The sequence below is a fragment of the Blastococcus sp. SYSU DS0753 genome, from assembly GCF_054051175.1.
Genome location: NZ_JBJHAT010000018.1, coordinates 48,149 through 65,940, shown reverse-complemented (window position 1 = coordinate 65,940; position 17,792 = coordinate 48,149). Strand labels below are relative to the sequence as shown.

The 17,792-nt window shown below is 74.3% G+C and carries 15 protein-coding genes; 10 read left to right on the top strand and 5 right to left on the bottom strand.

From position 1 onward, the window contains the following. Positions 1-115 precede the first annotated feature (115 nt). The 6 genes from ACI799_RS14235 (at position 116) to ACI799_RS14210 (ending at position 7,328) form a co-directional block, all read left to right on the top strand. The gene (locus ACI799_RS14235) at positions 116-925 is read left to right on the top strand and encodes a purine-nucleoside phosphorylase (protein ID WP_456590647.1); all 810 of its coding nucleotides are present in this window, start codon (positions 116-118) and stop codon (positions 923-925) included. Then, positions 922-1,740, top strand: coding sequence for an NAD-dependent epimerase/dehydratase family protein (locus ACI799_RS14230; RefSeq protein ID WP_456590648.1), 819 nt, complete (start codon positions 922-924; stop codon positions 1,738-1,740). The genes ACI799_RS14235 and ACI799_RS14230 overlap by 4 nt, the downstream gene beginning before the upstream one ends. After that, positions 1,737-3,371 (top strand): phospho-sugar mutase, encoded by a 1,635-nt coding sequence (locus ACI799_RS14225; protein ID WP_456600295.1) that lies wholly within the window; start codon positions 1,737-1,739, stop codon positions 3,369-3,371. The genes ACI799_RS14230 and ACI799_RS14225 overlap by 4 nt, the downstream gene beginning before the upstream one ends. Before the next feature lie 147 nt (positions 3,372-3,518). After that, complete coding sequence (locus ACI799_RS14220) at positions 3,519-3,974, top strand: DedA family protein (RefSeq protein WP_456590686.1); 456 nt, start codon at positions 3,519-3,521, stop codon at positions 3,972-3,974. Between the two features lie 190 nt (positions 3,975-4,164). Continuing rightward, the gene (gene tatC / locus ACI799_RS14215) at positions 4,165-5,007 is read left to right on the top strand and encodes a twin-arginine translocase subunit TatC (protein ID WP_456590650.1); all 843 of its coding nucleotides are present in this window, start codon (positions 4,165-4,167) and stop codon (positions 5,005-5,007) included. A 248-nt stretch (positions 5,008-5,255) separates the two neighbouring features. After that, positions 5,256-7,328 (top strand): acyltransferase family protein, encoded by a 2,073-nt coding sequence (locus ACI799_RS14210; RefSeq protein WP_456590651.1) that lies wholly within the window; start codon positions 5,256-5,258, stop codon positions 7,326-7,328. Positions 7,329-7,341: 13 nt separating this feature from the next. Here the strand turns inward: ACI799_RS14210 and ACI799_RS14205 are convergent, their stop codons facing one another. The 4 genes from ACI799_RS14205 to ACI799_RS14190 form a co-directional block, all read right to left on the bottom strand. After that, a complete protein-coding gene (locus ACI799_RS14205) occupies positions 7,342-7,767 on the bottom strand; it encodes a DUF805 domain-containing protein (RefSeq protein ID WP_456600296.1) in 426 nt (141 codons plus the stop codon). Continuing rightward, positions 7,764-8,654 carry a Gfo/Idh/MocA family protein gene (locus ACI799_RS14200; protein WP_456590653.1) on the bottom strand — a complete coding sequence of 297 codons (891 nt, stop codon included), beginning with the start codon at positions 8,652-8,654 and terminating at the stop codon, positions 7,764-7,766. Before ACI799_RS14200 ends, ACI799_RS14205 begins: the two co-directional genes overlap by 4 nt. Before the next feature lie 2 nt (positions 8,655-8,656). After that, positions 8,657-9,280, bottom strand: a complete 624-nt coding sequence (upp, locus tag ACI799_RS14195) for a uracil phosphoribosyltransferase (RefSeq protein WP_456590654.1) — start codon at positions 9,278-9,280, stop codon at positions 8,657-8,659. A gap of 68 nt (positions 9,281-9,348) precedes the next feature. Then, positions 9,349-10,860 carry a DUF222 domain-containing protein gene (locus ACI799_RS14190; RefSeq protein WP_456613332.1) on the bottom strand — a complete coding sequence of 504 codons (1,512 nt, stop codon included), beginning with the start codon at positions 10,858-10,860 and terminating at the stop codon, positions 9,349-9,351. Between the two features lie 337 nt (positions 10,861-11,197). On the opposite strand from ACI799_RS14190, the gene deoC reads away from it, so the two are divergent. The 4 genes from deoC (at position 11,198) to ACI799_RS14170 (ending at position 15,983) form a co-directional block, all read left to right on the top strand. Continuing rightward, positions 11,198-12,193, top strand: a complete 996-nt coding sequence (gene deoC / locus ACI799_RS14185; RefSeq protein ID WP_456590656.1) for a deoxyribose-phosphate aldolase — start codon at positions 11,198-11,200, stop codon at positions 12,191-12,193. Positions 12,194-12,198: 5 nt separating this feature from the next. Next, the gene (locus ACI799_RS14180) at positions 12,199-13,644 is read left to right on the top strand and encodes an aldehyde dehydrogenase family protein (RefSeq protein WP_456590657.1); all 1,446 of its coding nucleotides are present in this window, start codon (positions 12,199-12,201) and stop codon (positions 13,642-13,644) included. Next, positions 13,641-14,510, top strand: coding sequence for an aldehyde dehydrogenase family protein (locus ACI799_RS14175; RefSeq protein WP_456590658.1), 870 nt, complete (start codon positions 13,641-13,643; stop codon positions 14,508-14,510). Before ACI799_RS14180 ends, ACI799_RS14175 begins: the two co-directional genes overlap by 4 nt. 108 nt (positions 14,511-14,618) lie before the next feature. After that, complete coding sequence (locus ACI799_RS14170; protein ID WP_456613331.1) at positions 14,619-15,983, top strand: hypothetical protein; 1,365 nt, start codon at positions 14,619-14,621, stop codon at positions 15,981-15,983. 95 nt (positions 15,984-16,078) lie between these two features. On the opposite strand, the gene ACI799_RS14165 is transcribed toward ACI799_RS14170, so the two are convergent. Continuing rightward, on the bottom strand, positions 16,079-17,575 hold the full coding sequence (locus ACI799_RS14165) for a DEAD/DEAH box helicase (protein ID WP_456590660.1): 1,497 nt from the start codon (positions 17,573-17,575) through the stop codon (positions 16,079-16,081). Positions 17,576-17,792: the final 217 nt, after the last annotated feature.

Here is a 17,792-nt window from a genome sequence, read left to right as displayed (position 1 = left end):
GCACGCGCCTCCCCACCCGGCGGCGGAGCGACGACCCCCTCCCCCGGACCGGCCGGGGCCCTGCAGGCAGGCCGCTCCAGCACGTCGCCTGCGCCGGTTGCGTTAGCGTCCCTGCGTGAGCGAGCACCCCGCGACCGATCCCACCGCCCTGGCCGCGCAGGCAGCCGACGCCCTGACCACCGCGCTCGGGGGTCCGCACGACGTCGCCGTCGTCATGGGCTCGGGTTGGGCACCGGCGGCCGACGCGTTCGGCGAGACCGCCGGATCGGTGGCCATCGGCGACCTGCCCGGTTTCGCGGCCCCGACCGTCGTCGGGCACGGCGGCGAGATCCGCTCGGTCCGGGTGGGCGAGCGCAGGGTGCTGCTGTTCCTGGGCCGCACCCACTACTACGAGGGGCGCGGGGTGGAACCGGTCGTCCACGGTGTGCGCACCGCCGCGGCCGCGGGCGTGCGGACGATCGTCCTGACCAACGCCGCCGGCGGGCTGGCCCCCGAGCACCGGGTGGGCCAGGCGGTGGTCATCTCCGACCACCTGAACCTGACCGCCCGGTCGCCGCTGGTCGGCGCGAACTTCGTCGACCTCACCGACCTCTACTCCGGCCGGCTCCGCGCCCTGGCCCGGGAGCTGGACCCGTCACTGGTCGAGGGCGTCTACGCCCAGCTGCCCGGCCCGCACTTCGAGACGCCGGCCGAGATCCGCATGCTGCGCACCCTCGGCGCGGACCTGGTCGGCATGTCCACCGCGCTGGAGGCCATCGCCGCCCGCGCCGCGGGGGTCGAGGTGTTCGGCCTGTCGATGGTCACCAACGCCGCGGCCGGCATCACCGGCGAGGCGCTGAACCACGAGGAGGTCCTCGCGGCGGGCAAGGCCGCCGCCGGGCGGCTGGGGCAGTTCCTGGTGCAGCTCATCGAGCGGCTCCCGTGACCGGGCCGGTCCTCGTGACGGGGGCCGCCGGCCGGATCGGCACGGTCCTGCGCGGCGGGCTGCCCGAGCGCGGCTGGGCGGTGCGCAGCCTCGACGTCGTGCCGGTGCCCGAGCCGCGCCCGGGCGAGGAGCACCTCGTCGCCGACGTCACCGACCTGGCGGCGACGACCGACGCCGCCCGCGGCGCGTCGGCCGTCGTCCACCTCGCAGGCATCTCGGGCGAGTCGACGTGGGCGGCGATCGCGCACGCCAACATCGAGGGCACCTACTGCGCGCTCGAGGCGGCCCGGCAGGCCGGGGTCCAGCGCGTGGTGCTGGCCAGCAGCAACCACGCGTCCGGGTACACCGAGCGTCCGGCCGACGGCCTGCTCCGCGAGGAGGACGCGCCGCCGCGTCCGGACACGTACTACGGCGTCTCGAAGGTGGCGATGGAGGCCCTGGGCTCGCTGTACGTGGACCGCTACGGCCTCGACGTCATCTGCCTGCGGATCGGCAGCGCCTTCGCCGAGCCGACCACGACCCGCCAGCTCTCCACCTGGCTCTCCCCCGCCGACACCGTCGCCCTGGTCGAGGCCGCGCTCACCGCGCCGTCGCCGGGGTTCCGCGTGGTGTGGGGGGTCTCCGACAACACCCGCCGCTGGTGGGACCTCTCCGCCGCGGAGGCCCTGGGCTACCGGTCCACCGACGACGCCGAGCGGTACGCCGGGGCGCTGATCGGCGCCCACGGCGAGCCCGACCCCGCCGATCCGGTGCACCACCGGGTCGGGGGCGAGTACACGACCGCCGACTTCGACGCGGAGAACTTCACGGGATGACGCAGGACCTGCTCGACACCGCACGCGCCTGGGCCGAGGCGGACCCGCACGAGGGCGACCGCGCCGAGATCACGGCGCTGGTCGACGCCGGCGACACCGCCGAGCTGGCCCGCCGCTTCGCCGGTCCGCTGACCTTCGGGACGGCGGGGCTGCGCGGACCGCTGCGCGCCGGGCCGGCCGGGATGAACGCCGCCGTCGTCACCCGTGCTGCCGCGGGGCTGGCCTCCTGGCTGACGGCGTCCGGGCACGCGGGCGGCGGCGTGGTGATCGGGTTCGACGCACGCCGCCGGTCCGACGAGTTCGCCCGCATCTCCGCCGAGGTGCTGGCCGGGGCGGGCTTCGCCGTGCAGGTCATGCCCCGCCCGCTGCCGACGCCGGTGCTGGCCTTCGCCGTCCGCCACCTGGGGTGCGCGGCCGGGATCATGGTGACCGCCAGCCACAACCCGCCCGACGACAACGGCTACAAGGTCTACCTCGGTGACGGTGCGCAGCTGGTGCCGCCGGCCGACCGGGAGATCGAGGCCGCGATCGGCGCGGTCGGACCGGCCCGCGACGTGCCCCGGTCCGACGACTGGGTGACCCTCGACGACGGCATCGAGACCGACTACGTCGACGCCGTCGCCCGGGCGGTCGACCCCGGCCGGGTGCCGGCGGAACTGCGCACGGCACTGACCGTGGCCTACACGGCGATGCACGGCGTGGGTGCGGGGACGACGCGTGCGGTGTTCGCCGCCGCGGGGCTGCCGGCGCCGGTGAGCGTGGCGGAGCAGGACGCCCCCGACCCCGCGTTCCCGACCGTCTCCTTCCCCAACCCGGAGGAGCCCGGGGCGGTGGACCTGCTGCTGGCGCTGGCCGAGCGGGTGGGCGCCGACGTGGCGATCGCCGAGGACCCCGACGCCGACCGCTGCTCGGTGGTGTGCGGCGGGCGGCAGCTGACCGGTGACGAGGTGGGTGCGCTGCTCGCCGACTGGCTGCTGCGCCGCGGCGTGCGCGGCACGTACGCGTCATCGCTGGTGAGCGGCTCGCTGATGCACGCCGTCGCCGAGGCGCACGGCGCCCCGTCGGAGGAGACGCCGACCGGGTTCAAGTGGATCATGCGGGCCGGGTCGGAGGCGGCGCCGCTGGTGTACGGGTACGAGGAGGCGCTGGGTTACTCGGTGGCGCCGTCGGTGGTGCGGGACAAGGACGGCATCTCCGCCGCGCTCGCCGTCGCTCTGCTGGCGGCGGAGCTCAAGGCCGACGGGCGGACCGTCCTGGACCGGCTGGACGAGCTGGCCACCGAGCACGGCCTGTTCGTCACCGGGCAGCTGTCGGTGCGGGTGGAGGACCTCTCGGTCATCTCCGGGGCGATGGCGCGGCTGCGCTCGGCGCCACCGGCCACCCTGCTGGGCCGGCCGGTGGAGTTCGCCGATCTCGCCGAGGGGTCGCCGCCGGTGGACGCGGTCCGGCTGCTCGGTGACGGGGTGCGGGTGATCGTGCGGCCCAGCGGCACCGAGCCGAAGCTGAAGGCCTACCTGGAGACGGTCGTCCCCGTGCACGACGACGCCGGCCTGATCGCCGCCCGCGGCCGCGGCGCCGACGAGCTGGACCAGCTGCGCGCGGAGATGTCGGCCGCCCTGGGTATCGGATGATCGACTGGCTCCTCGACGTCCCCCGCTCGCCGTCTACCTCACGCTCGGCCTCGTCGTCGGGGTCGAGAGCATCGGGATCCCGCTCCCCGGCGAGACCCTGCTGGTGGCAGCAGCGCTGCTGGCCGGCAGGACGTCGTCTCGCCGGTCCTGGTCGCCGTGTCCGCAGCCCTCGGAGCGGCCGTCGGTGACTCGATCGGCTACCTCGTCGGACGTCGCCACGGGCACCGTCTGTTCGCCTTCCTCGCCCGCCGCTCCCCCAGGCACCTGGGGCCCGAGCGGGTGGAGTCGGCCGTGCGGCTGATGCAGCGCTACGGCGTATGGGCGGTCTTCTTCGGCCGGTTCATGGCCCTGCTGCGCATCCTGTCGGGCCCGCTGGCGGGCTCCCTGGGCATGCCCTACCGGACCTTCGCCCTGGCGAACTGGACCGGCGCATTCGTCTGGGCGGGAGTCACGACCGCAGTCGTCTACCTGCTGGGCGAGGCCGCCGAAGCCCTGCTGCGCGACTTCGCGTGGGGTGGCGCGATCCTGCTCGTCGTCCTCGCCGTCGTCCTGGTGCTGGTGGTCCGTCGCCGGAGGGCAGCCGCCGAGGACGCGCGCCCGTGACTCACCTCGCCGCCCCCGAGCGGCCGTCGCCCGGCCGTCCCGTTCAGCATCGGATCGATGCGTCACGCAACCGCCGGTCCTGCCTCCGCGACCCGGACCGGCGGGATCCGGTGAGCGCCCGTCGGCAGCCGCCGGCCGGGCTCGACGAGGGGACGGACCGGCACATGGCGGACGACACCGGGTGCATCCGGTGAGGAGCGCGACCACCCCACGCCGGGACGCCTCGGCGACGATGCCCCTGACCGCGCACCTGCGGGAGCTGCGCCGTCGCGTGGCGCTGGCGCTGGTGGCCGTGGCCATCGCCACCGCGCTGGCGTTCTGGTGGTACGAGCACGGGCTCGGCGAGCTCGTCCGCGCTCCCTACTGCGACCTCCCGCCGCAGCTGCGGTACACGGACGCATCGGGCGGGTGCGGACTGTTGGTGACCGATGTCTTCGGCGGTGCGCTCGTCCGCCTCAAGATCAGCCTCGTCGCCGGGGTCGTCCTCGCCGCGCCGGTGTGGCTGGGCCAGCTGTGGCGTTTCCTCGCCCCGGGCATGCGCCGGAACGAGAAGCGCGCGGCGGCCGGTTTCGTCGTGGCGGCGTCCACGCTGTTCGCCGTCGGGACGGTGCTGGCCTACCTGGTGCTCGAGACAGGGCTGCGATTCCTGCTCACGATGGCCGGTTCGGACGTCATCGTCGCACTGACCGCCCAGGACTACCTGCGGTACGTCACCACCCTGCTGCTGGCCTTCAGCCTCGCCCTGCAGCTACCACTGCTCGCGGTGTGCCTGAACCTGGCGGGGGCGCTGTCGCACCGTGCGATGGCCGGCGCGCGGCAGTGGATCTTCTTCCTGTCGCTGGTCTTCGCGGCGCTCGCGACGCCACCCGACCCGGTCACGATGGTGGTGCTCGCGCTGCCGATGTGCGTGCTGTTCGAGGGCGCCATCCAGTTCGCCCGGGTCGTGGACCGGCGGCGCGCGCGCCGGGCCGCGCAGGAATCGGTGGAGGACGACGAACCGTCCCGGTTGGATCCGCCGACCCGCGTTCCCTGATCCCGTCCGTCCGGGTGCCTGCGGCGGTGCTCCCCCGGTGTGCCGCGTGATGCCGGCTGCCACCCCTGCTGGGTGCGCGTGGGACGTGTGTGACCGGTCCCGAACCGGGTCCGCGCCCGCGGCCTATCGTGGGCCGGTCGTCCCTGGCCTGGCCGGGCCGACCGGCCCGCGGCATCCGCGGCGAGACCGAGCCGGACCCGCTCCGCTCCGCTCACAGAGTTGTCGACACCGGGGATCTGACGCACCACATGTCTGCACCGAGCATCCCGCTCTCCCAGGGCGGTACGTCCGCGGAGCCACGGCGGTACCGGACCGAGATCGACGGCCTGCGCGCCCTGGCGGTCTCGCTGGTCGTCGGCTACCACGTGTTCAGCGGTCGGGTGTCCGGTGGCGTCGACGTCTTCCTGGTGCTCACCGGCTTCTTCCTCGTGCACACCCTCACGAGCCAGCTCGAACGGTCCGGGACCGTGCGCCCGCTGCGGGCGGTCAGCCGCACCCTCGGCCGCCTGGTCCCCTCCGCGGCGCTCGTGCTCGCCGGGACGCTCCTGGCCAGCGCGGTGGTCATGCCCAGCACCCGGTGGCGAGAGATCGCCGGCCACCTCCTCGCCTCCGCGACGTTCACCGAGAACCGCCGCCTGGTCGCCGAGGCCGCCGACTACTCCGCCAGCAACGTGCTGGCCAGCCCGATGCAGCAGTTCTGGTCCCTGTCCATCCAGGTCCAGGTCCTGGTCGCGGTGCCGTTCCTCGCGGCGGGCGCGGTGCTGCTCCTGCGCCGGTCCCCTTGGTCCCGGCACGGCCGGCGCATCGCCGTCGCCGCTGTGGTCGTGGCCACGGGCGCCTCGCTGGCGTACTCGGTCGTCGCGACGGCCGCGGACCAGCAGGCCGCGTACTTCTCCACCCTGCCGCGGGTGTGGGAGCTGGGCGCGGGGGCGCTGGTGGCGCTCCTGCTGGCCGGGTGGCGCCCGCACCGGCACGTGGCGACCGCGCTCGGCTGGGGTGGCCTCGTGGCGCTCGTGGCGTGCGGTGCGGTGCTCGACGGGGCCCACGAGTTCCCCGGGTATCAGGCCGCGTGGCCCGTGCTGTCGGCCGTCGCGGTGATCGTCGCCGCCGACGCCGCCGGACGGGCGGGCGCGCACCGGGTCCTGTCCTCCCCCGTGGCGCGCTGGCTGGGCTCCCGGTCCTACGTCCTGTACCTGTGGCACTGGCCCATCCTGGTGCTCTACCTGGTGCACACCGGCCGCGAAGCGCCGTCGATCAAGGGGGCCGCGGCGGTGATCGCGCTGTCCCTGCTGCTCAGCGAGGCGACGTACCGGCTGGTCGAGCGGCCGGCGGGCGCACGGCTCCGGTCCTGGCGGCCCGCCGCGGCGGTGGTCGCCGTCGCCGCGGTCAGCGCTCCGCTCCTGCTGGCCGGCGCGGCCACCATCGTCTGGATGGACCGGGAGGCCGACCGCGTCGCGGCGCTGGTGGACGACCCGGCGTACCCGGGGGCGGCGGCGCTGGGCAGCAACTTCTGGGAAGCCGGTCCCATCGGGGGTGCCGACCCGTTGCCGCCGATGACGCTGATCCGCGACGACTGGCCCGGCCCTCCCGACCACGCTTCCTGCACCACGGACGTCCTCGAGAGCGAACCCGTTCCCGCCGAGATGGAGAGGTGCGTGATCGGGGACGACGACGCCTCGCGCAGGGTGGTCGCCGTCGGCGATTCGCACGTCGCGCACTGGGTCACCCCGTTGACCGCCATCGCCGAGGACCACGGGTGGCAGGTCATCTCGATGCTCCGCGGCGGCTGCAACCTCTCGACGGAGTCGGAGTTCATCCAGGAGGGCTGGACGGACTACGAGGAGTGCGCCGCCTGGCGTTCCCGGCTCACCGACCAGATCCTCTCGCTGGAGCCGGACCTGGTGATCGCCCTCGGCACCCGCACCGCCGCCGGCGAGGACAGGGAGTGGCTGCCGGAGGGCCATGTGGCCGCGTGGCAGCCGCTTCTGGAGTCGGGCATACAGGTCATCGGCCTGCGCGACAGCCCGCGGCACACCGTGGACGTCCCCGACTGCATGGCCGAATGGGGCGATACGTCGCCGAGGTGCCAGGCGCCGCGGTCACTGGTGTACGACGACGACCTGTTCGACTCACCGCCGGCGGAGCTGCCCGGGGGCGTCAGGCTGCTCGACACCAGCCCTTACTTCTGCGTCGAGGACGTGTGCCCGGCGCTGATCGGCAATGTGCGGGTGTACATGGACTCCGCGCACGTGACGGCGACCTACATGCGCACCGTCAGACCGCGGTTCGAGACCGACCTCCTGGCGCTCGTCGGCTGGTGATCGGCGGGCCGGCTCAGCCGGGGGGCGGCCCGTAGCGGTTGACGCGCGGCTCGCTGCCGAGGAAGCCGATGGTCACCAGCAGGACCAGCCAGCCGATCCCGGGCAGCAGGTGCCACAGCAGCCACCAGGCGGAGTGGTTCCGGTCGTGCAGTCGCGTGACCATCGCGGCGATGTTCGGCACGAGCAGCACCAGCGCCGAGATCGCCGTCACCGGTCCGCCCTGGTCCGGGAACGGCCAGAGCAGGTCGAACCCCCCGTCGCGGCTGATGCGCGGGTAGCTGTCCGGGAACCAGGTCGCGTCGATCGAGGTGGCGACGAGCCCGAGCACGGCGAAGACCAGGACGTAGCGCTGCCACCAGTCCCGCCGCCGGATCCGCCCGGTGGGCAGGTACCAGTCCAACGGGGTCCACGAGCGCCGCGCCGGCGGGGCGCTGGTCATCCGCGGACGGCTTGGCGGCAGCCGGAGTCCAGCGCCCGGGCGGCCGTCGCCAGCACGGCGACGACGTCCCGGCCGAACCCCACGTCGCAGGGGTGGGTGCCGCCGGCGATCGCGGCGGAGGTCAGCTCGTCGACGGCGACGGAGAACGCCTCCACCGGGGCCTCGACGTCGGGCAGGAGGACGAGCCGGCCGGCGTCCCCGTGCACGAAGAACTCGATGCCGGTCGACATGGACGCCACCGTGTGCGAGAGCGTCACGGTCGACGCCGTCCCCGACTCGTGCGTGAGCACCAGGTGGACGGTGTCCCGGAGCCCCGGGCCGGCCTGCACCGCGACGACCGGCCCCAGCGCCGGCACCAGCACCGACAGCGCGTGCGGGCCGATGTCCCACAGCGCCCCGTGCTCCTGCCGCCACGGCGAGGCCGCGAAGGGCGTGCCGGCCAGCGAGGAGAGCCAGGAGCCGGCTCCGCCGGCCAGGCGGGTGCGCGCGGCCTGGGTGAGCCAGGTGGAGGTCGCCGTCTGGAAGCGGAAGGTGAAGAAGACGACGGAGGCGACCCCGGCGGCGCGCACCGCGTCGACCACCCGGTCGGCCGCTGCCACGTCGAGCGCGATCGGCTTCTCCAGCAGCAGGTGCTTGCCCGCCTCCGCCGCGCGCACCGCGAGCGACGCCTGCACGTCCGGCGGCAGCGCGATCGCCACGGCGTCGACCTCGGCCAGCAGCGCCTCGACGTCGCCGTGGCCGGGGACCTCGAACTCCGCGCCGAGCGCCTTCGCCTTGGCGAGGTCGCGGCCCCACACGCCCACCAGCTCGGCCGACGGGTGGCCGGCGAGGGCGGTCGCGTGCACGGCACGCGCCCAGTGACCGGTGCCGAGGATTCCGAAGCGCACGGTCAGACCGCGCCGAACTGGCGGTCGCCGGCGTCACCCAGGCCGGGCACGATGTAGGCCTTGTCGTTGAGCCCCTCGTCGATGCTGGCGGTGAAGACGCGCAGCGGCAGCCCGCTCTCCTCCAGCCGGCGGATGCCGTCCGGAGCGGCGAGCGCGCACAGCACCGTGATCGAGGTCGTGCCGCGCGCGGTGAGCAGCTGGCAGCAGTGCACGAGGGATCCGCCGGTGGCCAGCATCGGGTCGAGGACGAAGACGTCGCGGCCGACGAGCGACTCCGGCAGCGAGGCCATGTAGGCCTCCGGCTGGAAGGTCTCCTCGTTGCGCGCGAGCCCGACGAAGCCCATCTGCGACTCCGGCAGCATCCCGTGCGCGGTGTCGGCCATGCCGAGGCCCGCCCGCAGCACCGGGACGATGAGCGGCGGCGCGGCCAGCCGGTAGCCGGTCGTCGTGGTGACGGGGGTGGTGATCGGCTCCTCGGCCACCGCGAGGTCGCGGGTGGCCTCGTAGACCAGCATCTGCGTGAGCTCGCGCAGGGCGGCGCGGAACATGGCGTTGTCCGTGCGCTCGTCCCGCATCCGGGAGAGGCGGGCACGGGCGAGCGGGTGGTCGACGACGGTGAGCTGCACGCCGGACACCGTATCGGCACCCGGCGCTGCGTTCGCCCGGTCACTGGGGGCGCCTTCCGACCTGGCGCTCAGGCGGCCACCAACGGGTTGCCACGGGCCTCGGCGGCCAAGCGACGCCGCAGGTCCCGGTTCCCCATCAGGACACCCACGGCCCAGGCCATGTCCATGCGCTCGCCCCCCGCGCGCATCGCGTCGGGCAGCGGCGGCTTCCCGTCCGGGAACAACGGGTCCGCCGACGCACCGGGGGCACCGGCCGCCGGTCGCGGGGACGGCCGAGGCTCCGGGCGGCGGGCGGCCAGCTCGTCGACCGGCTGCACGCCGACGAAGGCCGCCTCGGCGGGAACCTCGGGGCTCCCGGCCAGACCCGCCAGACCATGGGTGAAGGCGGCGTCCGCGGCGCCCCACACCCGCCGCCCGTCGGGGGCGAGCGCGACCAACCGGCCGTCGCGCCGGGTCAGCACCAGGTCCAGCTCGTGCACCGATCCGTGGTCGACGTCGCAGAGCAGCACCAGGTTGTCGAGGTCCGTCCCACCACCGAACAGCCAGTGCCGCATGTGGTGGGCGTGCAGCCGTTCGATCCGCGTCTCGGTGCACCCCGGCCGGGCGCAGCCCCCATCCCGGCGCAGCAGCGCACGCCGCTGCGCGCGGGTGGCCAGCCGGCGCTTGCGGCCCACGCCGAGGACCTCCCGCCCGCACTCCAGCATGGTCACGACGGTCGCCTCGCAGAGCATCCGCCGGACCTCGGTCGCGTGCAGCGCCGGGCCGCCATCGAGGTAGGCCTGCCCGGCGGCAGCGTCGTCGGCGAGGACGGCGGCGTCGACGTGCACCACGACCTCGCGCCGGGGTGGGTCACCCGGCCGCCGGTCGGCGTGGTGGGCGGCTCCGGCGAGCCGGGCGACCGCCGTGCAGCGCCGGGCCCCCGTCCGCTCGCGGGCGCACGCGATCTCCTCTCGTTCCAGGTCCTCGTCCCGCTCCAGGCCTCCGGCCACGCCCGCTTCCCGCTCCGCGGCTGCCCGCTTCGCCGCGGCGCGGTCCCGACGGGCTTCGCGTTCGGCCAGCGAGTCGACCGCCGCGAGGAAGTCCGCACCTTCCTCGGGCGCAAGGCGCATCCGTACGACGAGCATGCCGTCGTCGTCCCACCAGTGCTGGAACTGCCGCTTCAGTGCGATGGTCCCCTCGTCGGCGCGGTCCGCCCGCCGCCACGAGCGGACCAGGCGTTCCACCTGCGAGGCCGTGGCCTCGAGCGCCGTCTCCAGCAGCTCCCGCTCGGTGTCGGGCTCCGCGACGCGGGTCAACGCCCGGACCTTGGAGTAGGACAACCGCCCCTCGGCGAAGGCGGCGGAGATCAACGGCAGCGCACCGAGACCCCGGGCGACCCGGACGTGCTCCCGGGCCGTGCCCGGGGCCATGCCGCACTGCCAGGCCAGCCAGTGGGCGCACGACAGGATCCCGACCGCGCGCCAGCCCTCCCGCCGATCGAACTCGGCCACGAGCCGCAGCCACGCGGCGGTGGCGGCGGCCAGCCGCACCGCGCCGGACGCGATCTCGCGTGCCAGTTCCGGCACGGACTTCTCCACCACGACGCCTCCTTCGAACGTGTGATCGAAGCGTAGGAGCGGGGGGTGACATCTCCGGCCCAGCAGGCACGTTCCCGCGCGGGAGCGCCCGACGGACGGGGCGCCACCCCCAGCAAGGGGGACGTTCCCGCGGGAACGCCCGACCGGGGGGTCCGCCACCCGGGTCCGAGGGGGCCGAGCGCGTTCCCGCGGGAACGCCCACCGGCGGGTCGGTCACTCGCGATCCGAAGGCCCCGAGCACGTTCCCGCGGGAACGTCACGAGCTCGGCTGCGGGTCAGGACCGCCCCTGCGGGTGAGCGCGTTCGGGGACCGGTCCCCCGGCAGGGGAGAATGGCCGGCATGACCCACGTGCTCGACCCCGACGCGCTGCCCGGGGCGACCCCCGCGGTGCACGCGCCGTCGCCGCCGTACGACGACGTGACCCGCTCCGACTCGGCCTTCCGCGCCTTCCTGCACGGCCTGCCCGGCGTCGACCAGGTGGGCGCCGAGGCGCGCGTCGCGCAGCTGGGCACCCGGTCGATCAAGACCACCTCGAAGGCGTGGGCGATCGACACCGCCATCTCGATGGTCGACCTGACCACGCTCGAGGGCGCCGACACCCCCGGCAAGGTGCGCAGCCTGGCCGCCAAGGCCAAGCAGCCCGACCCGTCGGACCCGACGACGCCGCAGGTCGCCGCCGTCTGCGTCTACGGCGACCTCGCCGGCGTCGCGCGGGAGGTGCTGGCCGGCACCGGGATCCACGTGGCCGCCGTCGCCACCGCCTTCCCCAGCGGCCGCGCGAGCCGTGCGGTGAAGCTGGCCGACGTCCGGGACGCCGTGTCGAACGGCGCCGACGAGATCGACATGGTCATCGACCGCGGCGCGTTCCTGGCCGGCCGCTACCTCGACGTCTACGAGGAGATCGTCGCGGTGAAGGAGGCCTGCGGGGACGCACACCTCAAGGTCATCCTCGAGACCGGCGAGCTGATGACGCTGGACAACGTCCGGCGCGCGAGCTGGATCGCCATGCTCGCCGGCGGCGACTTCATCAAGACCTCCACCGGCAAGGTGAGCCCTGCCGCCACACTGCCCGTCGCCCTGGTGATGCTGGAAGCGGTCCGCGACTTCCGCCTCGCCACCGGCCGGCAGGTCGGCTTCAAGCCCGCCGGCGGCATCCGGACGACGAAGGACGCGATCAAGCACCTCGTGCTGATCAACGAGACCGTGGGCCCCGACTGGCTGGACCCCGACTGGTTCCGCTTCGGCGCCTCCAGCCTGCTCAACGACCTCCTGCTGCAGCGGCAGAAGCTGCGCACCGGCCACTACTCCGGCCCCGACTACGTCACGGTGGACTGACAGCGATGACCAGCGTTTTCGAGTACGCCCCCGCGCCCGAGTCGCGGTCGATCGTCACCATCGCCCCCTCGTACGGCCTGTTCGTCGACGGCGAGTTCGTCGACGGCTCCGGCGAGCCGCTGAAGACGGTGAACCCGGCCACCGAGGAGGTGCTCGCCGAGGTCGCCACCGGCACCACCGCCGACGTCGACCGCGCGGTGCGCGCCGCCCGGAAGGCGTTCGAGAGGACCTGGGGTCCGATGCGCCCCGCCGACCGCGGCAAGTACCTGTTCCGCATCGCCCGGCTGCTGCAGGAGCGCGCCCGCGAGTTCGCCGTCCTCGAGTCGCTGGACAACGGCAAGCCGATCCGGGAGTCCCGCGACGTCGACGTCCCGCTGGCCGCGGCGCACTTCTTCTACCACGCGGGCTGGGCCGACAAGCTGGACTGGGCGGGCCTCGGGCCGGGACCGAAGCCGCTGGGCGTCGCCGGCCAGGTCATCCCGTGGAACTTCCCGCTGCTGATGCTCGCGTGGAAGGTCGCCCCGGCGCTCGCGACCGGCAACACCGTCGTCCTCAAGCCCGCCGAGACCACCCCGCTCACCGCGCTGCTGTTCGCCGAGGTCTGCCGCCAGGCCGACCTGCCGCCGGGCGTGGTGAACATCGTGACCGGCGCCGGCGACACCGGCCGCGCGGTCGTCGAGCACGACGACGTCGACAAGGTGGCTTTCACCGGGTCCACCGACGTCGGCCGGCAGATCGCCCGCGCGGTCGCCGGCACCCGCAAGAAGCTGACGCTGGAGCTCGGCGGCAAGGCGGCGAACATCGTCTTCGACGACGCCCCGATCGACCAGGCCGTCGAGGGCATCGTGCAGGGCATCTTCTTCAACCAGGGCCACGTCTGCTGCGCGGGCTCCCGGCTGCTGGTGCAGGAGTCGATCCACGACGAGGTCATCGCCAGCCTGCAACGGCGGATCGGCACGCTGCGGGTGGGTGACCCGCTGGACAAGAACACCGACATCGGCGCGATCAACAGCGCCGAGCAGCTCGCCCGCATCCGCGAGCTGTCGGACATCGGCGAGGCCGAGGGCGCGCAGCGCTGGCAGCCCGCCTGCGAGCTGCCCGAGCGCGGCTACTGGTTCCCCCCGACGGTCTTCACCGACGTCTCCCCCGCGCACCGCATCGCCCGCGACGAGGTCTTCGGCCCCGTGCTGTCGGTGCTCACCTTCCGGACGCCGGACGAGGCGGTCGCCAAGGCCAACAACTCCACCTACGGGCTGTCGGCCGGCATCTGGAGCGAGAAGGGGTCACGGATCCTGAAGATCGCCGACCAGCTGCGCGCCGGCGTGGTGTGGGCCAACACGTTCAACAAGTTCGACCCGACGTCGCCGTTCGGCGGCTACAAGCAGTCGGGCTACGGGCGAGAGGGCGGCCGGCACGGTCTGGCCGCATACCTGAAGGGTGCCGAGCAGTGAGCAGCGATCGTCTCGCCGTCCGCAAGACCTACAAGCTGTACGTGGGCGGCGCCTTCCCGCGCTCGGAGTCCGGCCGCACCTACGAGGTCACCGACGCCAGGGGCCTCTTCCTCGCCAACGTCGCGTGGGCGAGCCGCAAGGACGCCCGCGACGCCGTCGTCGCCGCCCGCGGCGCCTTCGCGAAGTGGTCGGGCGCGACCGCGTACAACCGCGGCCAGGTCCTCTACCGGGTGGCCGAGGTGATGGAGGGCCGGCACGTCCAGTTCTGCGAGGAGGTCGGCGCGGCCGAGGGCCTGTCGGCGTCCAAGGCGCGGGCCGCCGTCGACGCCGCCATCGACCGCTGGGTCTGGTACGCCGGCTGGACCGACAAGCTGGCCGCCGTCCTCGGCGGCGCGAACCCCGTCGCCGGGCCGTACTTCGACTTCAGCCTGCCCGAGCCCACCGGTGTGGTCGCCGTCCTCGCGCCCCAGCAGTCGTCGCTGCTCGGACTGGTGAGCGTTCTCGCCCCGGTGCTCGCGACCGGCAGCACCGCCGTCGTCGTCACCTCCAAGGAGCGGCCGATCCCGGCCGTCACCCTGGGCGAGGTGCTCGCCACCAGCGACGTACCCGGCGGGGTGGTCAACCTGCTCACCGGCGACGCCGGGGAGCTGGGCCCGTGGCTGGCCGAGCACGCCGACGTCGACGCCATCGACCTCACCGGCGCTCCGGCCGACCGCGCGATGGAGCTCGAGCGCGAGGCCGCCGGCACGATCAAGCGCGTCGTCCGCCCGCCGGCCACCGAGCCGGACTGGACCGTCGACCCCGGGCTGTCCCGGATGACCCCGTTCCTCGAGACCAAGACGGTGTGGCACCCGATGGGGATCTGAGCAGGCCGCAGGAGGCGATCCACGGCCGCGCCGGCCACATGATCGACCTCGGGGTCCCGCCGCGCGGCCCGGAGGTGCAACTCCGAGCCGACAAGGCAGGATGGTGCGGTGGCCAGGCCCAGCATCGTCCCCATCGCACTGACCCTCGACGACCGCACCGGATACACCCTGTGGGCTCCGCCGTGGGAGGAGGACGGCGAGGAGTGGCAGGCGTTCCTCGGCACGACCGAGGGTGACGGGGCGGGCGGGCGCGCCACGGTGCACCTCTTCCCGTCGCCGGAGAAGCTCGCCGCCTTCTGCCGCACCCGCACCGACCACGACCTGGCCGACCACCCGGTGTGGCCGGTCGTCGCCGGTCTGGACGCAGCGGACCTCACCCCGGACGAGGACCACCGGTACGACCTCGACGGGGTGTACGACGTCGCCGCCGAGGACCCCGACCGGTGGGCGGTGGAGGAGCTCGCCGCGACCGTCGACATCGTCAGCCGGCTCGCCGAGTGCCTGGACACCACCGAGGACGACGACGAGGAGCAGTTCGAGGCCGTCGCCGAGTTCGCCGCCAAGCCGGAGATCGGCTCTCTCGGGCTCGGCGTGGAGGCCTTCGCCGGGCGCTCCGGCGAGGACGCGTGGATCGGCGTCGGCACGGTCTTCGACGAGCTGTGGGAGGACGTCGTCGAGGAGCTCTCGGACCACTTCGACTGGACCGGCGGGGGCACCGCCACGATCGAGGAGTACCCCTCGGCCGCCGAGTCCGCGGACGACCAGCTCGGCGCCCTCGCCGACGAGGACCTGCCCGAGCAGGCGGAGACGGCCGCCGGCGCGCCCGCCGGTGCGACCGCCACCTCGGTGGCCGGCCGGCCGGGCGTGAGCACCATCGCACGCAGGAGCCGGGTCACCGCCTCCCCCACCGCGGTCGCCGCCGCCGCCGAGTTCTGGGAGGCGGTCGGCATCCTGCCGGTCGAGATCGTGGTCCCCGAGGGCGCCGGGGTGACCCTGCGTTGCTACGTCGAGGACGTCGCCCGCTTCCTCGGCCGCGACGGAGAGGTGTTCGTCTTCGACACCCCGGCCGACCTGGCCCGCTTCTGCGCCGGCAACGAGCAGCACGACCTCGTCGAGATCGCCACCTGGCCCGAGGTCGCCGACACGGACACGCTGCCGCTGCCCGCCGAGCAGGACCGCTACGACCTCACCGAGGTCTCGGAGGTGCTGGCCGAGGTCGCCGATGGCGCCGCCGGTCTGGTCCCCCACCGGGCGCTCGTGCAGCCGGCCGAAGGGGTGCGGGACCTCGCCGAGTACGCCCGGCTCACCCGGGTCGACGAGCTGCTCGCCCCCACCTCCCCGCTGGGCCGGGCGGTGGCCCGCGCCGACCGGCAGCCCGACGAGCCCCTGGACGCGGCCGAGGCCGGACAGCTGCGCCCCGCCTGGGACGAGGTCGTCACCGCCGTGAGCGGCGCCCTGGTCTTCCGCGACTGAGACGACGGCGGCCCGCCCCGGGAAACCGGGACGGGCCGCCGTCGTCGCCCCCGTCCGGAGGCTCACCGCGAGCGGTGAGGGGACGGGGTCCTCGTTCAGCCCTGGCGCGGGGGACGGCCCGAGCGCTCGCCGCCGAAGCGGCGGTCGCCGCCACCGGAGCGGTTGCGGTCGCCGTACGAGCGACGGGGGCCACCACGGGAACCGCCGGGGCGGTCACCCTCGCGACGCGGACGGCCGCCGGGGCCACCGCCACCGCGGCGCATGTCGCGCTGGGTGCGCTCCTTGGGCTCCACGGGGATGCCGGAGGCGACCAGCTCGAGGATCGGCCGGTCACCGGGCCGCGTGCGGTCCAGGGGCGGGTCCACCTTCGCGGTGCGGAACCGGCGCTTGGCCTGTCCCACCTGGTCGGGGAGGAGCAGCGAGACGACCACACCCGCGGCGCCGGCGCGGGCCGTCCGGCCCGAGCGGTGCAGGTAGGTCTTCGCGTCCGTCGGCGGGTCGTAGTGCAGGACCAGCGAGACATCGTCGACGTGGATGCCGCGCGCGGCGACGTCCGTGGCCACCAGCACCGGCGAGCGGGCGTCGGTGAACTCCTCGAGCGCACGCTTGCGCGCCGACTGCGGCAGCCCGCCGTGGATGGCCTCGGCCTTGATCCCGGCGGCCTTCAGGTTCTCGGCCAGCCGGTCCACGCCCAGCTGGGTGCGGGCGAAGATGATCGTGCGGCCGGGGCGAGCAGCCAGCTCCGTGGCCACCTGCAGCTTGTCGCGGAAGGCGAGGCTGAAGGCGAGGTGCTCGGCCGGCGGGGCGTCGTCGCCGGCCCGCTTGACCTCGTGCCGGGCCGGGTCCTTGAGGTAGCGGCGGACCAGGGAGTCGACCTCGCCGTCCAGCGTGGCCGAGAACAGCAGCCGCTGGGCGTTCCGGTCGGTCTGGTCGAGCAGCTCCTTGACGACCGGGAGGAAGCCCAGGTCGGCCATGAAGTCGGCCTCGTCCAGCACCGTGACGACCACCTCGGCGAGGGTGGCCTCGCCCTGGCTGATCAGGTCCTGCAGCCGGCCCGGCGTGGCGATGATGACGTCCACGCCGCGGCGCAGCTGCTGGATCTGGCGGTACATGGGTGCGCCGCCGTAGACGGTGGCCAGCTGCACGCCGGTCGCCTGGCCCAGCGGCGCCAGGTTGTCGTGCACCTGCTGGGCGAGCTCGCGGGTGGGCACGAGGACCAGCCCGCGCGGGGCCCGACGACCGTTCTTGACCTCGGCGCCGATGCGGGCGAGCAGCGGCAGCCCGAACGCGAGCGTCTTGCCCGAGCCGGTGGCGGCCTTGCCCAGCACGTCACGCCCGGCGAGGGCGTCCGGCAGGGCCGAGGTCTGGATGGCGAACGGGCGGTGGATGCCGCGCCGCTCGAGCGCGGTCACCAGCTGCTGGGGCAGACCCAGCTGACCGAAGGTGGGGCCGGCCGGGGTCTCGGCGACGGTCTCCGCCGCGGCGTCCTCGGCCGTGTTGCCGGTGGTGTTCACGATGGTGTTCTCGGTGGTGTTCTCGACAGCGTTCTCGGTCGTGGACGACTCGAACGCGGCAGGGTGGACCAAAGTCATGCGGGGTGGGGCTCCGATACTGCTCGGAGCGCGTCCCGTGAAAGAGGAGGAGCACCGTGACGTACCGGCGTCCTCACTTGGCGATCGTCTGCGCCCAGGGATGGAACGCTGGATCTGCACGGATGCGCTCGTGCCCGGACAAACCGTCCGGGAGGATGACCGGCCTTGTGCCGGTGCACTTACCGTAGCAGCGGAGATCACGACGCGATTCCCGCAG

What these genes read in the sequence shown, in the direction of transcription:
- deoC (WP_456590656.1), top strand. Translation starts at nt 11,198, where the DNA reads ATGACCCACGTGCTCGACCCCGACGCGCTGCCCGGGGCGACCCCCGCG.
- ACI799_RS14165 (WP_456590660.1), bottom strand. Translation starts at nt 17,575, where the DNA reads ATGACTTTGGTCCACCCTGCCGCGTTCGAGTCGTCCACGACCGAGAAC.
- ACI799_RS14225 (WP_456600295.1), top strand. Translation starts at nt 1,737, where the DNA reads ATGACGCAGGACCTGCTCGACACCGCACGCGCCTGGGCCGAGGCGGAC.
- ACI799_RS14180 (WP_456590657.1), top strand. Translation starts at nt 12,199, where the DNA reads ATGACCAGCGTTTTCGAGTACGCCCCCGCGCCCGAGTCGCGGTCGATC.
- ACI799_RS14210 (WP_456590651.1), top strand. Translation starts at nt 5,256, where the DNA reads ATGTCTGCACCGAGCATCCCGCTCTCCCAGGGCGGTACGTCCGCGGAG.
- ACI799_RS14205 (WP_456600296.1), bottom strand. Translation starts at nt 7,767, where the DNA reads ATGACCAGCGCCCCGCCGGCGCGGCGCTCGTGGACCCCGTTGGACTGG.